The organism is Parafrigoribacterium soli (genome assembly GCF_040227235.1).
In the GTDB taxonomy this organism is placed as follows: Bacteria; Actinomycetota; Actinomycetes; order Actinomycetales; family Microbacteriaceae; genus Parafrigoribacterium_A; species Parafrigoribacterium_A soli.
Window position 1 is genome coordinate 1 of sequence record NZ_JBELNZ010000004.1, and the last position, 19,777, is coordinate 19,777.

The window sequence follows — 19,777 nt, forward strand, 5'->3', positions numbered from 1 at the left end:
AGGAGACCTCCTAGAACGTGGTGTGTGATTACTCACAACCTAGGAGGTCTTCGCTATCTCACGACCCGAAAAGTGCCACCAACCTGCTGACCGAGTACAGCTAGCGGAGGCGCTGGCAGTGCGGGCAGAAGTGGGAGCCGCGGTTCATGAACTGCTCTCGCACGATCGGGCGCCCGCAGCGCGGACACGGCTTGCCCTGCTGCCCGTAGGCGTTGAGCGAGTGGGAGAAGTAGCCGGATGCGCCGTTGACGTTGACGTACTGCGCGTCGAAGCTCGTTCCGCCCTCGCCGAGCGCCTTCGCCAGCACGTGGCGCACCTCGGCGAGCAGGGTCTTCGCTTTGGCGCGACTGAGCGTATCGGTCGGCTGGTCGTAATGGATGCGCGCGGCCCAGAGCGCCTCATCCGCGTAGATGTTGCCGATGCCGCTCACGAGGGACTGGTCGAGCAGCCCGCGCTTGATACCGGTCTTTCGCTTGGCGAGGGCTGCGAAGAAGCGCTTCTCGTCGAAGGCGGGATCGAGCGGATCGCGCGCGATGTGAGCGACGGTGCGCGGGATGACGGCGAGGGAGGCCCCAGCGGCGCGAGGCTTCACCCCGGAGTTACCGCTTGGTGAGGTCTCGACAGGCTCGACCAGCGGAGTCTCGACCGGTGAGGTCTCGACGAGCTCGACCAGCGGGGCGCCACTGTAACCACCGGGCCTGCCATCCGGGGTGGGGATCAGCTCGTCGATCGCCATGGAGCCGAAGATGCGCTGGTCGGCGAAATTCATGAGCAGCGTGCCGTGCGTCGGCGACGAGAGTTCGAGACGGATGCGCGTCAGCGCGTCGTCCGCGGACCCGGGCGCACGCAGCAGCACCTGCCCGCTCATACCGAGGTGCACGACGACCGCCTCCGTTGGAAACTCAGGACTGTGGTCAGTTGTGACTCGTGGTGGCACCGCGGCCAAAGCGGAACCTGCGCCATTGTCCTGAATTTCCGAAACAGCACCCGCGGTGGGCAGCGGTGCTAGCGGCAGCCAGAGGAACTTGCCGCGGCGCACCGCCGAGGTGAAGGTGCGGCCGATGAGGCGGGCGACGAAGTCTTCGCTGGGGCCGGGGTGACGGCGCAGGGATCGCTCGTCGAAGACCGTGACGGATGCGACGGTGGCGCCGGTCACGGCGGGCGCGAGGCCGGCTCGAACGACTTCGACCTCGGGAAGCTCCGGCATCCGAGTCAGGCAGGCGGCTGTGCAGCCTGCGGCGGCGGCACCTGCAGCAGCGTCCAGGCCTCGAGGGCTGCGGCCATCTCGGCCTGCTTCTTGCTCGTGCCGTCGCCGGCGGAGATCTCGGCGCCACCGAGCATGACAACCGCGTGGAAGCGCTTCGAGTGATCGGGCCCGCTGTCGGTGACGACGTAGGTCGGAACGCCACGCCCCAGGGAAGCGGCGAGCTCCTGCAGGCTCGTCTTCGGATCCATGGCCGCACCGAATCGCTCGGGGTTGTCCATGAGCGGCATGATCAGCCGCAGCACGAGCGCGGTCGCCTCCGCGGCACCCGCATCGAGGAAGGCCGCGCCGATGACGGCCTCGACCGTGTCCGCGAGGATCGAGGACTTGTCCCGACCGCCGGTCAGTTCCTCGCCCCTGCCGAGCCTGATGTACCTGCCGAGCCCGATCGAGCGGGCGACCTCGGCGAGCGCGACACTGCTGACGAGGCTTGCGCGCCGCTTGGCCAGTTCGCCCTCATCCAGGTGGGGGTTCGTCGTGTAAAGCATGACCGTGACGGCCTGCCCGAGGATCGAGTCGCCAAGGAACTCGAGGCGTTCGTTGTGCGCCAGCCCGCCGTTTTCGTATGCGAAGGAACGATGAGTAAGCGCCAGCTCGAGAAGTTCCGGGCTGATCGCGATAGAAAGTTGTGAGGCGAGTTCGGCCGCAGCGGATTCGTTACCGCTCACGAGCACACGCCAGACGACCGGTTAAACGTCGGCTACCTTGCGGCCCTTGTACTCGAGGTACAGGGCTGCGCCGGTGGAGTCCTCAACGACCTTCGCGCGGTGCGGAAGGCTATAGGTGGTCTTGCCACCCTCGACGGTCTTCACCAGGGTGGGAGGCGTGGCCTTCCACTGCGCGCGACGGGCACGGGTGCTCGCGCGCGACATTTTGCGCTTCGGTACTGCCATGGCTATCTCTTCTCTTCGGTGACTCCACTGCTGGCGTCAGCTACATCTTCTTGGGGCTCGTGCTTCAGTCCGTCGAGTCCGGCAAGCGCGGCCCAGCGAGGATCGACGGGCGCTTCATGCTCGTGACCCGGATTGTCGAGCAATCGCACCCCACACTGCGGGCACAAACCGAGGCAATCATCCTGACAAACCGGTTGGAACGGCAGTGACAAGACCACCGCGTCCCTGATGACGGGTTCGAGATCTATGGTGTCGACCTGAACCTCGTACTCGAAAGCTTCGTCATGAGAATACGCGAAAAGCTCCTGAATTTCGACTTCGACCGGTTGTTCGATGTCGATGAGGCATCGCACGCACTCCCCGGATGCCGTGCCCGAGACATCCGCAGACACCAGAATGCCGTCGTGCAACGACTCCAATCGCAGGTCGACGTCGAGCGTGGACCCCGCCTTCACCGCGATGATGTCGGTGCCCATGTCGTCGGGGACGGTGATCTCAAGGGTGCGCTCACGCATCTCACCTGGCCGGTGGAGCAGGTCGTACACGTCGACCGTGAACGGAGTGGGAGCGGTATGTGGCACCGAAAGAGTTTACCCGACCCTTGCTGAGCGTGCCGGACGCCGAGAATCGAGCGCTATGCCGACTCGACCGCCGAGAACGCCTCCTCGTAGATGGCGAGCGCTCGATCAACCTCTTCGGCCGTCACGACGCAGGGCGGCACGACGTGCAGGCGATTCTCCGACACGAAGGGTAGGAGGCCCCTCGACATCAATTCACCCTTGAGCGCCGCGATCACGGCGCCCGAGACGGGGTGGTGGCTCTCCGCATCGTCGACCAGGTCGAGCGCCCAGAACACGCCGAGTCCGCGCACCTCTCCGATCATGGGGTGCCGCTCGGCGAGGGCGCGCAGGCCCGGTCCGATGTGTTCCTCGCCCATCCGGCGCGCATTGTCGACAATGCCCTCGGAGTCCATCGCGTCGATCGTGGCGACGATGGCCGCCATGGCGAGCGGATGCCCGGAATAGGTGAGTCCACCGGGGAAGACCTCGTCGTCGAACTTGTGCGCGATCGACTCGGAGATGATCACGCCTCCGGCGGGGACGTAGCCGGAGTTGACGCCCTTCGCGAAGGTGATCAGATCAGGCACGACGTCGAAGCCCTTGAAGGCGAACCACTCCCCCGTGCGCCCGAACCCGGCCATGACCTCGTCGAGGATGAGCACGATGCCGTACTTGTCGGCGAGTGCCCGCACGCCGGCGAGATAACCGGGCGGCGGCACGAGAACGCCCGCGGTGCCGGGGATCGTCTCGATGAGCATCGCGGCGAAGGAGTCGACTCCCTCGGCCTGGATGGTCCGCTCCAGGTGGTGCAGGGCTCGCTCGCTCTCCTGCTCAGGTGAGTCAGACCAGAACTCGGAGTGGTAGGCGAACGGCCCGAAGAAGTGCACGTGGCCGCGCGAGTACTCGTTGGGCACGCGGCGCCAGTCGCCGGTCGCGCTGATCGCCGCACCCGTGTTGCCGTGGTACGAGCGGTACTGCGAGAGCACCTTGTCTCGACCGGTGACGAGGCGGGCCATCCTGATCGCATTCTCGTTCGCATCCGCACCGCCGTTGGTGAAGAAGACCTTGTTGAACGGTCGGCCGGCCTTTTCGAGGATGCGCATGGCCGCCTGGCCGCGCGCGATGTTGGCGTGGGCGGGCGCGACCATCGTGAGCACGTCGGCCTGCGCCTTGATGGCCTCGACCACCTTCGGATGCTGGTGCCCGATGTTCATATTGACGAGCTGGCTCGAAAAGTCGAGATATTCCCTGCCGTCGTAATCCCACACCGTGCTGCCGAGCGCGCCGGCGATCACGAAGGGCTTGAGCGCCCCCTGCGCCGACCACGAGTGGAAGACGTGCGCGCGGTCGAGGTCGTAGGCAAGCTTGCCTTCTGCGGGGTCAGGGGTGGTGCTCATGCGTGTTCCTTCTTCTGGCGTGGTGCGGTGTGTTTCATGCCTTGGCGAGAATATGGGCGCGAAGTGCCGGGATCACGGTCTCCCCATACACGCGCAGCGTCTCTTCCTTGTTGTCGTGCTGCAGGTACCCGGCGAAGTGATCGACTCCGAGCTCCTTCAGCGCCTTGAGCTTCTCGATGTGCTGCTCCGCGGTGCCGAGCACACAGAAGCGGTCGACGATGTCGTCGGGAACGAACGCCGTGTGACTGTTCCCCGCGAGGCCGTGCTCGTTGTAGTCGTAGCCCTCGCGCGCCTTGATGTAGTCGGTGAGCGCCTTCGGCACCGCACCGTCCGAGCCGTACTTGGCCACGATGTCCGCGACGTGATTGCCGACCATGCCGCCGAACCAGCGGCACTGGTCGCGCATGTGGGCGACGTCCGTTCCTATATACATCGGTGCTGCGACACAGAACTTGACCGAGAGCGGGTCGCGACCCGCCGCCTCCGCCGCGCCACGCACGGTCTTGATCATCCACTCGGCGATGTCGAGATCGGCGAGCTGCAGGATGAACCCGTCGCCCACCTCGCCCGCGAGCTTGAGCGCGAGCGGTCCGTAGGCGGCGACCCAGACGTCGAGCTGTGAGCCCGTGCTCCACGGAAACTGCAGCGTGGCGCCGTTGTACTCCACACTGCGGCTGTTCGCGAGCTCACGGATGACGTGGATGGCCTCACGAAGCGTCTTCAGCGTCGTGGGAGCCCCGTTCGTCACGCGCACTGCGGAGTCGCCGCGCCCGATGCCGCAAATCGTGCGGTTGCCGTACATCTCGTTGAGGGTGGCGTAGAGGGACGCCGTGACGGTCCAGTCACGAGTGGCCGGGTTGGTGACCATGGGCCCGACCTTGACCCTGTGCGTCTCGGCCAGGATCTGGCTGTAGATCACGTAGGGCTCCTGCCAGAGCAGGTGCGAGTCGAAGGTCCAGACGTGGCTGAATCCCTGCTGCTCGGCGAGTTTCGCGAGGGCGACCGTGCGAGACGCCGGCGGGTTGGTCTGGAGTACTGCTCCGAAATCCATCCTGTGCTTTCTTGTTATGAACTAGGTCAGGTACTGGCTGAGGCCGCGCTTGAAGTACTTGCCGTCACCCTTAGTGCCGAGGTACTTGTTGTCGTCGACGATGACCTTGCCGCGGGAGATCACGGTGTCGACGTGGCCATCGATCTCGAAGCCCTCCCAGGCGGAGTAGTCCATGTTCATGTGGTGGGTCTTGTCGACGCCGATCGAGGTGTGCCCGTTCGGGTCGTAGATCACCACGTCGCCGTCGGCACCGGGCTGGATGACGCCCTTCTTGCCGTACATCCCGAACATCCGTGCCGGCGTGGTGGAGGTGAGCTCCACCCAGCGCGACAGCGAGATGTGGCCGTCGACGACGCCCTGGTACATGAGGTCCATGCGGTGTTCGACCGAGCCGATGCCGTTGGGGATCTTGGAGAAGTCGTTCAGCCCCATGTCCTTCTGGCCCTTCATGCAGAACGGACAGTGATCGGTGGAAACCATCTGGATGTCGTTGGTGCGAAGCGAGCGCCACATGTGGTGCTGGTGCCCCTCCTCGCGCGAGCGCAGCGGCGTGGAGCACACCCACTTGGCGCCCTCGAAGGAGCCCCACTCCTTGCTCTGGGCTCCCAGCTGCTCCTCGAGCGAGAGGTAGAGGTACTGCGGACAGGTCTCCCCGAAGACGTTCTGGCCGGCGTCGCGCGCCGTGGCGATCTGCTCCACGGCCTGCTTCGCGCTCACGTGCACGACGTAGAGCGGGGCACCGGTGAGATTCGCGATCATGATCGCGCGGTGGGTCGCCTCCTCCTCCGCCTGCCACGGGCGAGTGAGCCCGTGGTAGTAGGGAGAGGTGTTGCCCGCGTCGATCGCCTGCTTGACGAGCACGTCGATCATGCCGCCGTTCTCGGCGTGCATCATCATGAGCGCACCGTTCGAGGCACCCTTCTGGAACGCGCGCAGGATCTGCCCGTCGTCGGAGAGGAACACGCCCTTGTAGGCCATGAAGAGCTTGAAGCTCGACACCCCCTCCTCGATGAGCTCGTCCATGGCGGTGAGCGAAGCATCCTGAACGTCGGAGAGGATCTGGTGGAAGCCGTAGTCGATCGCGCAATTGCCCGCGGCCTTCTCATGCCACAGCCGGTACTGGTCGAGGATGTTCTGGTCGGGGTACTGCACGATGAAGTCGACGATGCTCGTGGTGCCGCCGTGGGCAGCGGCCCGGGTTCCCGTCTCGAAGGTGTCACTGGCGTTCGTGCCGCCGAAGGGCATTTCCATGTGCGTGTGTGCGTCGACGCCGCCCGGGATGACGTACTTGCCCTTCGCATCGATCACGGTGTCGACGTTCGACTCGAGGTCGAAGCCGAGCAGGGTCGAGCCGGGCGCCAGCACTGCGGCGACGGTCTCACCGTCGATGAGCACGTCGGCGGATGCGGTGCCCGTCGCGTTGACGACGGTGCCGTTCTTGATGAGTGTTTTCATGTGGCTTTCCTGGTTCGTGAGGTTTCGATACGGCCGCGGGCGGCCTACTCAACCCGCTTGGTTTACGGGGCCACCGTCGCCTCGTAGGATTCCGGCCTGCGATCGCGGTAGAACTGCCAGGCGTTGCGCACCTCCCGCAGCACGTCGAGGTCGAGGTCGCGCACCACGATCTCGGTCTGGTCTTCGCTCGCGACCTCGCCGACGTAGTTGCCGCGCGGGTCGACGAAGTAGGAGCTGCCGTAGAAGGTGACGGCCTCGTCGCCGAACTCCTCACTCTCGGTGCCGATGCGGTTGTTGGCTCCGATGAAGTACTGGTTCGCCGCCGCCGCCGCCGGCTGCTCGAGCTCCCACAGGCGATTGGAGAGGCCCGGTTTCGTGGCGGAGGGGTTGAAGACGATCTGCGCTCCGTTCAGGCCGAGCTCCCGCCATCCCTCGGGGAAGTGCCTGTCGTAGCAGATGTACACGCCGATCTTGCCGACCGCGGTGTCGAAGACGGGGTATCCGAGGTTGCCCGGGCGGAAGTAGAACTTCTCCCAGAACTGCGGAAGGTTCGGGATGTGGTGCTTGCGGTACTTGCCGAGGTAGCTGCCGTCTGCGTCGATCACCGCTGCCGTGTTGTAGTACACGCCGGGCATCTCTTCCTCGTAGACGGGGAGGACGATGACGAGGTGCAGTTCCTTCGCCAGCGCCTGGAAGCGCTCGACGGTGGGGCCGGGCACCGATTCGGCGTAGTCGTAGTACTTGGCGTCCTCGATGATGCCGAAGTATGGGCCATAGAAGAGTTCCTGGAAGCAGATCACCTGGGCACCCTGGGCGGCCGCATCCCGAGCCAGCTGCTCGTGCTTGGCGATCATCGATTCCTTGTCGCCGGTCCAGGTCGTCTGGGTTACCGCGGCTCGTACGACGGTCATCTGTACCTCCATTGGTGCAACGCATTTGTTATTTTGCATCGTAAACATTTGTGTGGTATTGCTGTTAACGACTTGGCGCAAACATAGATGGTGTTCGCGAACAGATCAATCCCCGAGCGTTTGGACACGCCATGAAGCCCGTCGCACCCGAGGTCGAGGAGGCGACGCCGCACGGCATCGCGACGACCATCGCGCGGATGATCAGCACGGGAGACCTGGCCCCCGGCGATCGCCTTCCGACGGTTCGTGAGCTCGCGGCCGACCTGAAGATCAGCCCCGCGACGGTCAGTCACGCCTGGCAAGCCCTCTCGGAGGTGGGACTCATCATCTCGCGCGGGCGTAGCGGTAGCTTCGTGCGCGCGACGCCTCGGCGCTGGCTGCCACCCCGATTCCAGGGGCTCGCGGGGCAGCTCGAAGCAACGCGACTCGACCTCTCCACCGGCACGCCCGACCCGCAGCTGCTACCGGCCCTCGGGCCAGCGCTCGGCCGGGTCTCCATGCGCGCGGCCACCACGAGCTACCTCGACCAGCCCGTGATCCCCGAGCTCGAAGCGGTGCTGCGCGATCGCTGGCCATACGACGTGGAGGCCGTCACGGTGGTCGATGGCGCCATGGACGGCATCTCGCGTGCGCTCGACATGGTCGTGCGATTCGGCGACCGCGTGGTCGTGGAGAACCCGGGATTTCCGCCGATCTTCGACCTGCTCGACCACGTCGGAGCGATTCGCGTGCCCGTCGACCTCGATGAGGACGGAATGCGCCCGGGCGCCCTCGCGGAGGCGCTACGGCTTCGTCCGCGGGCGATAGTGCTCCAGCCCCGGGCGCAGAACCCCACCGGCCGCTCGCTCAGCGCGACGCGGGCGCAGGAACTCGCTCGCGTCATCCGCAACAGCCGCATCTCGAGCGAACTGATCATCGTCGAGGACGACCACTCCGGTGAGATCTCGGCGAGCCGCGAGGTGAGCCTCGGCACGTGGCTGCCCGACCAGGTGCTGCACATCCGCAGCTTCTCCAAGTCGCACGGGCCGGACCTGCGCATCGCCGCTGTGGGCGGGCCGACCGAGTTGATCGACCAACTCGTCTCGCGGCGCATCCTGGGGCCCGGCTGGACCTCGCGCATGCTGCAGACCATCCTGCTCGACCTCCTCACCACCGCCAAGTCGATCTCCGAGGTGAGCGACGCCAGGCGCGTCTACCGCGCGAGACAGCGCAGGCTCTCGGATGCGCTGGGCACGCACGGGGTCGTCTCGCCCGTCGCGGACGGCATCAACACGTGGCTCGAGGTCTCGGACGAACGATCCGCGGTCGTGCAGCTGGCCGCCGCGGGCATCCGGGTTGCCGCTGGGACGCCCTTCCTCGCGGCCGGCGGCGGCAACTTCGTCCGGGTGACAGCTGGTTTCGTGCGCGCGGAGTTCGACGCGGTGGCGGCACAGCTTGCCGCGGCGGTGCGGGCGTGAGCAGTCATACGCTGGAGGCATGACAACTCAGGCACGACCCACCTTCGGCATTCCCTCACACATCGACTTCTCCGTCTCGGATGCGGAGGCGAGCTCGCGCTGGTACGTCGAGACCCTGGGCCTGAAACGCCTGCGTCGCGTCGACCTCGACAACCGCATCATGATCGTGCTGCAGCACGAGGCGACCGGGCTCATCATCGGTCTCAACCAGCACACGGTCATCCCGCTCGAGCGCTTCGATGACCGCAACGTTGGGCTCGACCACATCGGATTCAGCGTCGCCGAGCGCGCGGACCTCGACGCCTGGCAAGAGGTGCTGGCCTCGATGGGGGTGGAGCACTCCCCCGCGGAGGACACCAAGAACGGCGCCGCCCTCGTCTTCCGCGACCCCGACAACATCCAGCTCGAGTTCTGGTGGAGCCGCGCCCACTGATCCGCGCTGCCGCGCTGCCGCGCGCGGGCCATTCGGACCGTGCCGGGGCGCGTAGAATTGTGCACCGGACCCCCGCACCGGATGTGATGCGGCGCGCAGGCCCCGGATCTGGGGCGGCAGGTCTCCCGCCGGCCAGTAGTGCCCGCGGATGATCGCAGCCATGCCTATCCCCCAGGAGTCCCCTTGACGTCCCGTTCGATCACCCATTCCCGTAGCGCGCTCGTGGCCGTTGCCGCGATTGCGGCCCTCGCTCTGGCGGGCTGCTCGCCTACCGCCGTGGCGCAGGTGCAGCATCCGTCGTCGTCGCCGTCGTCGTCGCTCAGCGTCGACAACTGCGGCACCACCGTCGACTTCGGCTCCACCGCTCCGAAGCACGTGATCACGATCAAGTCCACCTCGACCGAGATGCTGCTCGCGCTCGGCCTGGGCGATCGCATTGTGGGGACCGCGTTCCAGGATGGACCGGTGCCCGCGAAGTGGGAGAAGGCGGCGGCGAAGCTACCCGTGCTCGCCGAGAAGGTGCCATCGCAGGAGGCCGTGCTCGCAGCATCCCCCGACCTGATCTACGCCGGATGGGAGTCGAACTTCTCCCCCGATGGTGCCGGTGCCCGCACCGACCTGCAGAACCTCGGCGTGAAGACCTACGTCTCCCCGGCCGCCTGCCAGGAGCCCGCGTTCCAGCCGAAGAAGCTCGGCTTCAAGGACGTCTTCGAGGAGATCGACCAGGTCGCCGCGATCTTCCACGTGAACCCCGCGAAGCTCATCGCGAGCCAGAAGAAGACGCTCGCCTCCATCACGCCCGATAAGCGCAAGCCCACCGCGCTGTGGTTCTCCTCCGGGTCCTCCGTTCCCTACGTCGGCGCGGGCATCGGGGCACCGGAGCTCATCATGAAGACCGCCGGGCTGACCAACATCGCGGCCTCGGTGAAGCAGACCTGGACGTCGTACAACTGGGAGTCCGTGATCGCCGTGAACCCCGACGTGATCGTGCTGGTTGACGCGTCGTGGAGCACCGTGCAGAAGAAGATCGGCGTGCTCGAGGGCAACCCTGCGACCGCGGCACTCGACGCCGTGAAGAACCACCGCTACGTGATCGTGCCGTTCGCCGCGAGCGAGGCGGGCGTGCGCACGGTGGAAGCGGCGGCGGATGTGGCGAAGCAGCTGCAGAAGCTGCAGTTGAAGTGATGGGGTGAGGTTTCGATACGGCCGCGGGCGGCCTACTCAACCCACGGGTTTCGACACGGCCGCGGACGGGTGCGGGTTCCGCTCGGGAGGACAGCGGGTTGAGTAGCGAGGCACGAGCGAATCGAAACCCTGGCACCGGTGCCGCCCGACCGAGGAGCGGCCGCGTGACCGTGGTTTCGATCGTGCTCGCGGTGCTGCTGGTGGCATCCGTCGTGCTGGCCATCACCGTCGGGCCAACCAACATCACCCCGGCGGACGTCTGGGGCTCCGTCGCCCACCACCTCGGCTTCGGCGCGAGCCCACTGCCCGAGCTGCGGGACGGAATCGTCTGGCAGCTGCGGCTCCCCCGCGTGCTGACCGCGGCCGCGGTCGGTGCGGGACTGGCCGTGAGCGGAGCGGTGATGCAGGCCGTGACGCGCAATCCGCTGGCCGATCCTTACCTGCTCGGTCTGTCATCCGGGGCATCGCTCGGAGCGGTCGCCGTGCTGCTGCTCGGGGCATCCGTGCTGCTTCCGGTGGCCGCCTTCGTGGGCGCGATGCTCGCGCTCGGCGTGACGCTGCTGCTCGCCAACTCGCTCGGCCGCATCACGCCGTCGCGCACGGTGCTCGCCGGCATCGCGGTCTCAGCCCTCGCCTCCGCCATCACCAGCCTCGTGATCTTCTGGACGGTGACCGGCGACTCCTACCGCGAGATCCTCAACTGGCTGCTCGGCTCCCTCGCGGGCGCGCGCTGGCCGGAGGTCACGATCGCCTTCGCGGCCATCCTCATCGCGGGGGCGCCGATCCTGCTGAGCGGCCGCACCCTCGACGCCTTCGCCTTCGGGGACGTCTCGGCGGCCTCGCTCGGGATCAACGTGCAGCGCTCGCGCTGGGTGCTGCTGACAATCACGGCGCTGCTGACGGGCGCTATGGTCTCGGTGAGCGGCTCGATCGGCTTCGTCGGGCTCGTGCTGCCGCACGCCGTGCGGCTGCTCGTGGGCCCTGGCCACAGGGTGCTTCTGCCGCTCTCGGCGCTCGTAGGCGGCATCTTCCTGGTCTGGGCAGACACGCTCGCACGCACGGTGTTCGACCCGCGCGAGCTTCCGGTCGGCATCGTCACGGCGCTCATCGGGGCGCCCGTGTTCGCGTTCCTGCTCGCGCGGCGGAGGGCCGACTCGTGAGCCGCGCGGGAGCGAATGAAAGCCGCGGTGCCGGGACAGGGGGTCTCGACGCGAGCCGGGTCAACATCCGCATCGACGGCACGCTCATCATCGACGGGGTGGACTGCACGGTCGAGGAAGGCACGTTCTCGGCGCTGCTCGGACCGAACGGGGCGGGCAAGTCGACCCTGCTCTCGGTGCTCGCCGGCATCGAGCGGGCGGATGCGGGCAGCATCCGTTTCGGTGGCGCGGAGCTGCACGAGCTGCCGCGTCGCGAGCGCGCCCGCACGGTGAGTTTCGTCGAGCAGGAGGCCACCACCGAGCTCGCGCTGACCGTGCGGCAGGTGGTGGCGCTCGGCCGCACGCCGTACCAGTCGCTGTGGGGCGACCAAACCGCGGATGACGTGGCCGTCGTCTCCGACGCGCTCGAGGCGACGGGTCTGACGCCGTTCGCCGAGCGCCGGTTCCTGAGCCTCTCCGGCGGCGAGCGTCAGCGGGTGATGCTCGCGAAGGCGCTCGCGCAGGATCCGCGGCTGCTGCTGCTCGACGAACCGACCAATCATCTCGACGTGAGCGCGCAGCTCGCGACCCTGGCGCTCATCCGCTCGCTCACCGCCACGGGCGCGGGAGGCGGCGACATGACCGTGCTCGGGGCACTGCACGACCTCAACCTTGCCGCCGCCTATTGCGACCACGTGATCGTGCTGCGCGGGGGGACCGTCTTCGCCGCCGGAGCGACCGAGACCGTGCTGACGCCCGAACTCGTGCGGGAGGTCTACGGGGTGCGAGCGGATGTGCTTCGGAATCCGTCGACCGGGCGCCCGGTGATCGCGTTCAGCCCGGCCGACTGACGGCGCTCACCGTTCTTGGCTCTTGACCGTTTGCGCGTGGGGCGAGAAAACCGTCGTCGGGGATCGCGCCGAAGGCGGGGGCGTGGTGGGCCTCTATGGGCGGAGCCTTCGGCGCGATTCCCGACGACCACCGCTACTTCACCGCGTCTGCCGCCTTCGCCGCTGCCGAGAGCTTCGCCACGTACTTGTCGATGCCCCAGGTGAGCGAGAGCGCCGTGGGCGGCGAGACCGCGGAGATGAGCGGCACGCCCGTGACCGATGCGACCGCTCCCGTCTTCACGGCAGGCATCGCCTTCGCATAGCTCTGCGCCAGGAAGGTCTGCGCCTCCTCATCCGTGTTGGCGAAGTTCACGATGATGTCGCTCTTGAGCTTGTCGAGCTGCTCGTAGCTCAGCGTGTAGAAGAACGGGGAATCCCCATTCGCCAGTTCCTCCACCGCGGGCGCACTCTTCAGACCCAGGTCGAAGAGGAAGCTGACCCGTGAGTCCGCCGGGCGGTACACGTAGAAGGTGCCCGCGACATCCCAGACGACCGCGACGGTCTTGCCCTTCAACTCCGGATGCGCCCCGGCCTGCTTCGCCATCACGCTGTCGATGCCGGAGAGCACCTTCTTGGCTTCGACCGTCTTGCCGAGCGCCTTGCCGTCGATCGAGATCACGTCGCGCCACGGCGTCGACCAGGGCTTGTCGGGGTATGCCACGGTGGGCGCGATGTCGCTCAGCAGCTTGTACTGCGCCTTGGTGATTCCCGAGTAGGTGGCGAGGATGAGGTCGGGCTTGACCGCGAGGATCTCCTCGTAGGCGGGCGCCTCCTTCGTCTCGGTGATCATGGTCGGCGTCTTCGCATCGAGGTCCTTGAGCTTGTCCGCGATCCACGGCAGCACGCCGTTCTTGTCGCCGCCGTAGGCCTTCTTCTCCATCGCGACCGGCACGACCCCGAGGGCCAGCGAGGCCTCGCTGCTGCCCCAACCAAGAGTCACGACGCGCTTGGGATTCGCGGGCACGACGGTCTCGCCGAAGGCGTGCTCGATCGTCACGCCATCGGCGGATGCACGCGGGTTGTCGGATGCGGCACAACCGCTCAGGGCGAGCGCCGGAGCGAGCACGAAGGCTATGACGGCGGCGAGAAGGACACGGGGGCGTAGCTGCACGGCGACTCCAAGGATAGGTAAGGCTCACCTAACTATACCGGCGATTCGCCGTCCGCCACGACGAGCGATGTCATCGGGGGGGGCTACCCTGCTCGCCGAGCGGCCTCCTCGATCCGCTCGCGGTACGCGGCCCATTCCTCGGCCGTGCGCACCGGAATATTGGGATCCCCGGGGCCATTACCAACCGCGCCATCGATGAGTTCGCGCAGGATGTCGGCGTGCCCCGCATGCCGCGCGGTCTCGACGCACACGTGCACGAGAATCTGGTGGAGCGTGACACTGCGACGCTCCGGCGGCCACCAGGGCACCTCACCGACGGCGTCGATCGGGAGCGCCTCGATCGTGGCGTCGCTGTGCGCGGCCGAGAATTCGTGCAATTCGATGATGTGTGCCCTCGATTCCTCTGCCGTGACCCACATGTCGGCATCCGGCTCGGCGTCGGCGGCGAACCAGGACGACTCGCGCCCGCTCGGACGACCGAATACATCACTGAAATAACCGAGTTGCGTGATCGCAACATGCTTGACGAGACCGAGAAGATTGGTTCCGGTCGGAGTCATCGGGCGACGACTGTCGTATTCCCCGAGTCCGTCGAGTTTTGCCAGCAGGTCCGCGCGCCGAACGCGCAGATAGCTCAGAAGGGTCGCTTTTTCATCCATATCACCACTATGCATCTCGCCGCCGACACCGAGGGAAATACAGTCCGTGGTTCGCGGGGGCATCGCATAACATGAGCTTATGTATCGATCGTACGCGAGCAGTGCTCGGCTCCGGTCAGCGGGATGACGCCCGACGATTCGGATGACCTCGCCAGATTCTCGCGGATGCTGGCGAGCGGAAACGCGGCGGGCGGCCCGCCCGATGCGCGCGCCGTGGAGGACGCACGACGACGTCGCCGGCGCGGGCGTATCGCCGGCCTGGTGGTCGCGATCGTCATCGTCGCCGCGATCGGGGCCTACATCCCTGCCACCCTGCTCGCGCCGGTCGATGCCACCACAGCGAGCACGCACCCGCACGAGGTCGCGACGCCCGCCCCCGCGACACTCGCCCTCCCGCACGGCAGCGAGGTCGCCGTGAGCATCACGGGCGGTGATGACTTCCAGAAGCTCAGCGGTTCGAAGGAACTGCTGAACACCTCCGGCGCGAACTCACCGCTGCCGATCGCGAGCATCAGCAAGCTCATCACGTCGCTCGTCATCCTCGACGCCAAGCCGCTCGCGATGGGCCGGCCCGGCCCCACGATCACCTTCAGTAAGAGCGACGCCAAGCTCTACGACAAGTACTACGTGCAGCAGGCGAGCATCGAACCGATGGACGCCGGAACATCCATGTCGGAGCAGGACGCACTCGAGACCATCCTCGTCGCCTCGGCCTGCAACTACGCCGAGGTGCTCTCGACCTGGGCCTACGGATCGCAGTCGCGATTCCTCGCAGCCGCCAAGGCCTGGCTCGCCAAGAACGGGCTGACCGGCACGCGGATGGTCGAGCCGACCGGCCTCGATGCGCTTAACGTCAGCACTCCCAGTGATCTCATTGCGCTGGGCAAGATCGCGCTCGCAAACCCGGTCGTCGCCGCGATCGTCGGCTCCGCGAGCGTCACCGTGCCGAACGTCGGCTTTCTCTCGAACAACAACAGGCTCGTCGGCTCGAACGGCGTCACCGGAATCAAGACCGGCACGCTCGCCGAGGCCGGCGGCTGCCTGCTCTTCTCCGCCGTGGTCAACGCGGACGGCATCGGCCAACTCACGGTGATCGGGGTGGTGCTCGGCGCGGCCAGCCACGAGTCGATCAATGCGGATGTCGGCTCGTTCATCAAGAGCATCAAGGCCGGATTTCACACCATCAACCTGACGGTCGGCGGCGACGACTACGGCACGTACACGACACCGTGGAACAGTAAGGCGAAGCTCCTGGCTGGCAACAGCGCATCCGTGCTCGTCTGGTCGAACACCAAGGTCACGAGCACGATCAAGACCACGACGGTCACGGAAGCGCGGGACGGCGCGAAGGTCGGCGCCGTCACCTTCGTCGCGGGCTCGTCCACGATCACGGTGCCCCTGGTGCTGGAGGGCTCGATCAGCCCGCCGAGTGCGTGGTGGCGGCTCACGCATCCGCTCGAGTTGCTAGGAAACTAGCGCGGCTCAGTCAAGCCCGTGGAACCGCCCGATCGGCACCACCATCGGTGAGCCGGCGACGGGGTCGGGAATGACACGGGCGTCGAGCCCGAAGGCCTGCTTCACGAGATCGGCGGTGATCACCTCGCTCGGTGCGCCGGACGCGATCACCTCGCCACTCGCCATCAGCACGAGCTGGTCGGCGTAGCGCGCGGCGAGGTTGAGGTCGTGCAGCACCATCACGACCGTCGTGCCCTGCTCGCGGTTCAGCTGCAAGAGCAGGTCGAGCACTTCAAGCTGATGCGCCACGTCGAGAAACGTCGTCGGCTCATCCAGAAGCAGGATGTCGGGGTCCTGCGCGAGCGCCATCGCGATCCACACGCGCTGCCGCTGCCCACCCGAGAGCTGCTCGACCCGGCGCTCGGCGAGCTCGAGCGTCGACGTCACCGCCAGTGCGCGCTCAACCACGTGGTCATCCTCGGGCGACCACTGCCGGAACCAACCCTGGTGCGGATAGCGCCCGCGACCCACGAGATCGCTCACGGTGATGCCCTCGGGCGCGCTTGGCGACTGTGGCAGGATCCCGATGATCCTCGCCACCTCCTTCGACGGCATCGAGCGGATGTCTCGGCCGTCGAGTTCGACGACGCCGGCATCCGGTCGCATGAGCCTCGCGATCCCGCGCAGCAGCGTGGACTTTCCGCACGCGTTCGCGCCGACGATCACCGTGACCTCGCCGTGCGGCACCAAGAGGTCGAGCCCCTGGATGACCGCCCTGCCCTCGTAAGAAAGCGCGAGTTGCCGAGCCTCGAGGCTGCGCTGCGGTTTCTTCTGCGGCTCGTCGGTCATGCGCCTCGCCCTTCTCGATTGGTGGTGGCCAACAGCCACAGCAGGTACGGCGCCCCGACGATGCCGGTGACGATTCCCACGGGGACCTGTCCGGCCCCTGGCAGCAGATGCTGGGCGACGAAGTCGGAGGCGAGCACCAGCAGCATGCCCACGAGAGCGCTCGGCACGAGAGCGAGGCCGCCGGTTCCGAGCATCCGTCTGGCGATGGGAGCCGAGACGAAGGCGACGAACGCGACCGGCCCCGCGAAGGCCGTCGCAACGGCGACGAGCACGACGGCCAGCAGGATGAGCGTGAGCCGCGAGCGCTCGACCGCGACGCCCAGCCCGGCCGCGGCCTCATCGCCCAACTGCAGCATCCGCAGTCTCGGGGCGAGCGCGGCGACGCAGGGCAGCAGCACGGCAAGCACGATGGCGAGCACGAGGTTGCTGTCCCCGTTCGCAGAACCGAGGCCGCCGACCATCCACACCAGCGCCTGGGACACCTCGTTCACCGCGCCGCGCGTGATGAGGTAGCCGAGCACGGCGTTGGCCATGAACGCGACGCCCACGCCGATGAGCACGAAACGGAGGCCGGTCACTCCCCCACGCCAGGCCAGCAGGTAGATCGCGAGTGCCACAACGACGGCGCCGACGAAGGCGGCGAGAGACAGCGCCGGTCCGCTGAGACCGAGCACCAGGATGCCGAACACGGCGGCCACGCTCGCCCCGCCGCTCACGCCGATGATGTCGGGGCTCGCGAGCGGATTGCGCAGCAGCGTCTGGAACAGCGCGCCCGCGACTGCGAACGCGGCTCCGACGAGCGCGCCGAGCACGACCCTGGGTAGCCGCAGCCGCAGCACGACGAAGTTATCGCCCGGCGCGCCTTGGCCGAGCAGAGTGCGCAGCAGTTCGGAGGGCGAGAGCGCGTATGCGCCGATCGCGATGCTCGCGCCGGCGACGAGAAGCACGAGAACGGCCAGCCCGGTCACGAGGATGATCGCGCGGCGCGGAGTGCGCCGCGCGGGAGTCCTCACCGCCGTCATAACCGCGGCCATCAGAGGCCCGCCAGCTTCACGCGTCGCACAAGCGCGATCATGACCGGCGCGCCGACGATGGCAACCACGAGTCCCGCTTCGAGTTCGCTCGGTGCCGCCACGAGGCGCCCCAGGATGTCGGCCGCGAGCAGCAGCGCGGGGCCGAGCAGCGCGGAATAGGCGAGGATCCAGCGGTAGTCGGGTCCGACGATGACCCTGGCCAGGTGCGGCACCACGAGGCCGACGAACACGATCGGCCCGGCGAGCGCCGTCGCGGTGCCGCAGAGCAGCACAACCGCGAGCGCCGTGACCGCCCTCGCGGCCCCGAGGTGCTGGCCCAGCCCCCTCGCAAGCTCGTCTCCTAGGGACAGGAGGTTCAGCATCCGACCGACGACGAGTGCGAGCAGAGCGCCGACGACGAGGAACGGCCAGAGCGCGACGAGGGGCTCGAGGCTGCGGCTCGCGAGCGAACCGACCTGCCAGAACCGGAACGCGTTGAGGGTGTCGGTGTCGCTGATGAGCAGGAGCGTGATGACCGAGGTGCCCGCCGCCGTCACCGCAGTGCCACACAGCGCGAGCTTGATCGGGGTCGCCCCCTCACGACCGATCGAACCGATGCCGTAGACGATCGCGGCAGCGACGGCCGCCCCGGCGAAGGCGAACCAGATGAAGCCGGCCGGGCTCGTGATCCCGAGCACGGCGATCGCGAGCACCACGAACACGGATGCGCCGGCATTGACTCCGAGCAGGCCCGGGTCGGCGAGCGGGTTGCGCGTGATGCCCTGCATGATGGTGCCCGCGAGCGCGAGCGCGAGGCCGACGACGAGGCCGATGATGGTGCGGGGCAGCCTGAGATCCCGGATGACGAGCAGGTCGGGATTGTCTGCCTGCGGCGAGAAGAGGGCGCCGACCACGTTCGCGAGCGGCGTGCCCCTGGTGCCGAGCGCGAGACTCAGCAGCACGACGATGACGAGCAGGACCGCCGCGGCGAGGAGGCCGAGGAACCTGCGCCGGGACGGAGTGAGCGGAGGCGTCGCCAGCACCCTCGTGGCACGCGGCATTACTGGGCTTCGGCCCTGCCGAGCCGCCAGTAGCCCATGAACGCGACGGCCTTGCGGTCGATGCCGGTTTCGGTGACGAGGAATCGCCGCAGCGATTTGATCACGCCAGCCTCGCCCGCAAGCCAGGCGTAGAAGGCCGCGCCGGCAGACTCGAGCGGCGAGTCCCACAGCAGTTCGGAGTCCACGTCGATCTCGTCGACCTGCTGCGCCGATGCCGCGATCGCGCCACGGATGGCGCGCGGGTTCACCGCGACCCAGTCTCGCACCGCGGGCTCGAGCAGCGAGCCCGTTGCAGCGCCGCCACGAGGCAACCAGGTGAGCTCTGCGCCCGGGGCGAGCCGCACGGGAAGACGGTCTGCGGCATCCGGGATCTCGATGAAGGCGCGAGCCCGGCGTCCCGCCGGCAGCGATTCCAGGATGCTGCAGATCGCCGGCGCCGCGGTCTCGTCCCCCGCGAGCAGCAGCGCTGTCGCGTCGCCCGGATGCCAATCGATGCCGATGCCCGACTCGACGCTGCGGGAGTCCGGGCCGACGACGACGAGCTCGTCGCCCACACGGGCGCGGCCGAGCCAGCGGGAGGCCGGACCGCCGTCGCCGTGTGCGACGAGGTCGACGTCGACCTCGGCGATCTCGGGCCGCACGGCGCGGATCGTGTAGGTGCGGAACGGGTTGCGGCTGTCTTCCGGCAGCTCGCGCCAGCGGGAGTACCAGGTGCCGTCGAGGATGGTCGCCGCATCGCCCGCGCCGATGTCGCTCGTGCGGCCGTCATCGAAGGGAATGACGATCTTGATGCGCTGGTCGTGGCCGTCGGTGCCGAAGTGCCCCAGGTCCGCGCCCGTGAACGTCACGCGGGTGAAGTGCGGGCTGAGCCGAGTGATGGCGCCGATGGCGACGCGATAGGGGCGGTATGCCGGGCGGGCATCCCTGGTTCGAGCGGGTCGCGCGGACCGCGCGGCGGCATTCGGACTCAAGGTAAGCATGCCCTAAGTATGGC

At 67.4% G+C, this 19,777-nt stretch carries 20 protein-coding genes; 6 read left to right on the top strand and 14 right to left on the bottom strand.

From position 1 onward, the window contains the following. Positions 1–100 precede the first annotated feature (100 nt). From ABUA37_RS11375 to ABUA37_RS11410, 8 genes are all read right to left on the bottom strand, one after another. Positions 101–1,207, bottom strand: a complete 1,107-nt coding sequence (locus tag ABUA37_RS11375; protein WP_349899327.1) for an Fpg/Nei family DNA glycosylase — start codon at positions 1,205–1,207, stop codon at positions 101–103. A 5-nt stretch (positions 1,208–1,212) separates the two neighbouring features. After that, positions 1,213–1,932 carry a ribonuclease III gene (gene rnc / locus ABUA37_RS11380; protein WP_407075379.1) on the bottom strand — a complete coding sequence of 240 codons (720 nt, stop codon included), beginning with the start codon at positions 1,930–1,932 and terminating at the stop codon, positions 1,213–1,215. 21 nt (positions 1,933–1,953) lie between these two features. Then, a complete protein-coding gene (rpmF, locus tag ABUA37_RS11385; protein ID WP_325518187.1) occupies positions 1,954–2,157 on the bottom strand; it encodes a 50S ribosomal protein L32 in 204 nt (67 codons plus the stop codon). 2 nt (positions 2,158–2,159) lie between these two features. Then, entirely contained in the window at positions 2,160–2,702 is a 543-nt protein-coding gene (locus ABUA37_RS11390; protein WP_349899329.1) for a YceD family protein, read from the bottom strand. A gap of 89 nt (positions 2,703–2,791) precedes the next feature. Continuing rightward, the gene (locus ABUA37_RS11395) at positions 2,792–4,114 is read right to left on the bottom strand and encodes an aspartate aminotransferase family protein (RefSeq protein ID WP_349899330.1); all 1,323 of its coding nucleotides are present in this window, start codon (positions 4,112–4,114) and stop codon (positions 2,792–2,794) included. A gap of 34 nt (positions 4,115–4,148) precedes the next feature. Beyond that, complete coding sequence (locus ABUA37_RS11400) at positions 4,149–5,165, bottom strand: TIGR03842 family LLM class F420-dependent oxidoreductase (RefSeq protein WP_349899331.1); 1,017 nt, start codon at positions 5,163–5,165, stop codon at positions 4,149–4,151. Positions 5,166–5,186: 21 nt separating this feature from the next. Continuing rightward, positions 5,187–6,620 (bottom strand): dihydropyrimidinase, encoded by a 1,434-nt coding sequence (gene hydA, locus ABUA37_RS11405; RefSeq protein WP_349899332.1) that lies wholly within the window; start codon positions 6,618–6,620, stop codon positions 5,187–5,189. Between the two features lie 62 nt (positions 6,621–6,682). Further along, the gene (locus ABUA37_RS11410; RefSeq protein ID WP_349899333.1) at positions 6,683–7,531 is read right to left on the bottom strand and encodes a nitrilase-related carbon-nitrogen hydrolase; all 849 of its coding nucleotides are present in this window, start codon (positions 7,529–7,531) and stop codon (positions 6,683–6,685) included. A 131-nt stretch (positions 7,532–7,662) separates the two neighbouring features. On the opposite strand from ABUA37_RS11410, the gene ABUA37_RS11415 reads away from it, so the two are divergent. The 5 genes from ABUA37_RS11415 to ABUA37_RS11435 all read left to right on the top strand — a co-directional run bounded on the left by ABUA37_RS11415 (position 7,663) and on the right by ABUA37_RS11435 (position 12,596). Further along, the gene (locus tag ABUA37_RS11415; RefSeq protein ID WP_349899334.1) at positions 7,663–8,988 is read left to right on the top strand and encodes an aminotransferase-like domain-containing protein; all 1,326 of its coding nucleotides are present in this window, start codon (positions 7,663–7,665) and stop codon (positions 8,986–8,988) included. Between the two features lie 19 nt (positions 8,989–9,007). Further along, on the top strand, positions 9,008–9,421 hold the full coding sequence (locus ABUA37_RS11420; RefSeq protein ID WP_349899335.1) for a VOC family protein: 414 nt from the start codon (positions 9,008–9,010) through the stop codon (positions 9,419–9,421). A 183-nt stretch (positions 9,422–9,604) separates the two neighbouring features. Next, positions 9,605–10,606, top strand: coding sequence for a putative F420-0 ABC transporter substrate-binding protein (locus ABUA37_RS11425; RefSeq protein WP_349899336.1), 1,002 nt, complete (start codon positions 9,605–9,607; stop codon positions 10,604–10,606). A gap of 164 nt (positions 10,607–10,770) precedes the next feature. Beyond that, a complete protein-coding gene (locus tag ABUA37_RS11430) occupies positions 10,771–11,766 on the top strand; it encodes a putative F420-0 ABC transporter permease subunit (RefSeq protein WP_349899337.1) in 996 nt (331 codons plus the stop codon). Continuing rightward, positions 11,763–12,596, top strand: coding sequence for an ABC transporter ATP-binding protein (locus ABUA37_RS11435; protein ID WP_349899338.1), 834 nt, complete (start codon positions 11,763–11,765; stop codon positions 12,594–12,596). The genes ABUA37_RS11430 and ABUA37_RS11435 overlap by 4 nt, the downstream gene beginning before the upstream one ends. Positions 12,597–12,729: 133 nt before the next feature. Here ABUA37_RS11435 and ABUA37_RS11440 read toward each other — a convergent pair whose 3' ends face one another. Both ABUA37_RS11440 and ABUA37_RS11445 read right to left on the bottom strand, forming a co-directional pair. Further along, positions 12,730–13,746: an iron-siderophore ABC transporter substrate-binding protein gene (locus ABUA37_RS11440; protein WP_349899339.1), complete on the bottom strand. Its 1,017-nt coding sequence runs from the start codon at positions 13,744–13,746 to the stop codon at positions 12,730–12,732. Between the two features lie 83 nt (positions 13,747–13,829). After that, on the bottom strand, positions 13,830–14,405 hold the full coding sequence (locus ABUA37_RS11445) for a DinB family protein (RefSeq protein WP_349899340.1): 576 nt from the start codon (positions 14,403–14,405) through the stop codon (positions 13,830–13,832). A 123-nt stretch (positions 14,406–14,528) separates the two neighbouring features. Between ABUA37_RS11445 and ABUA37_RS11450 the strand changes: the two genes are divergently transcribed. Beyond that, complete coding sequence (locus tag ABUA37_RS11450; protein ID WP_349899341.1) at positions 14,529–15,881, top strand: D-alanyl-D-alanine carboxypeptidase family protein; 1,353 nt, start codon at positions 14,529–14,531, stop codon at positions 15,879–15,881. A gap of 6 nt (positions 15,882–15,887) precedes the next feature. Here the strand turns inward: ABUA37_RS11450 and ABUA37_RS11455 are convergent, their stop codons facing one another. Genes ABUA37_RS11455 through ABUA37_RS11470 form a run of 4 tightly spaced genes read right to left on the bottom strand, consistent with a single transcriptional unit; the run spans position 15,888 to position 19,763 of the window. Then, positions 15,888–16,709 carry an ABC transporter ATP-binding protein gene (locus ABUA37_RS11455; protein ID WP_349899342.1) on the bottom strand — a complete coding sequence of 274 codons (822 nt, stop codon included), beginning with the start codon at positions 16,707–16,709 and terminating at the stop codon, positions 15,888–15,890. Then, a complete protein-coding gene (locus ABUA37_RS11460; RefSeq protein WP_349899343.1) occupies positions 16,706–17,743 on the bottom strand; it encodes a FecCD family ABC transporter permease in 1,038 nt (345 codons plus the stop codon). Before ABUA37_RS11460 ends, ABUA37_RS11455 begins: the two co-directional genes overlap by 4 nt. After that, positions 17,743–18,783, bottom strand: coding sequence for a FecCD family ABC transporter permease (locus tag ABUA37_RS11465; RefSeq protein WP_349899344.1), 1,041 nt, complete (start codon positions 18,781–18,783; stop codon positions 17,743–17,745). The genes ABUA37_RS11460 and ABUA37_RS11465 overlap by 1 nt, the downstream gene beginning before the upstream one ends. Then, positions 18,783–19,763, bottom strand: a complete 981-nt coding sequence (locus ABUA37_RS11470; RefSeq protein ID WP_349899345.1) for a siderophore-interacting protein — start codon at positions 19,761–19,763, stop codon at positions 18,783–18,785. Before ABUA37_RS11470 ends, ABUA37_RS11465 begins: the two co-directional genes overlap by 1 nt. Positions 19,764–19,777 lie beyond the last annotated feature (14 nt).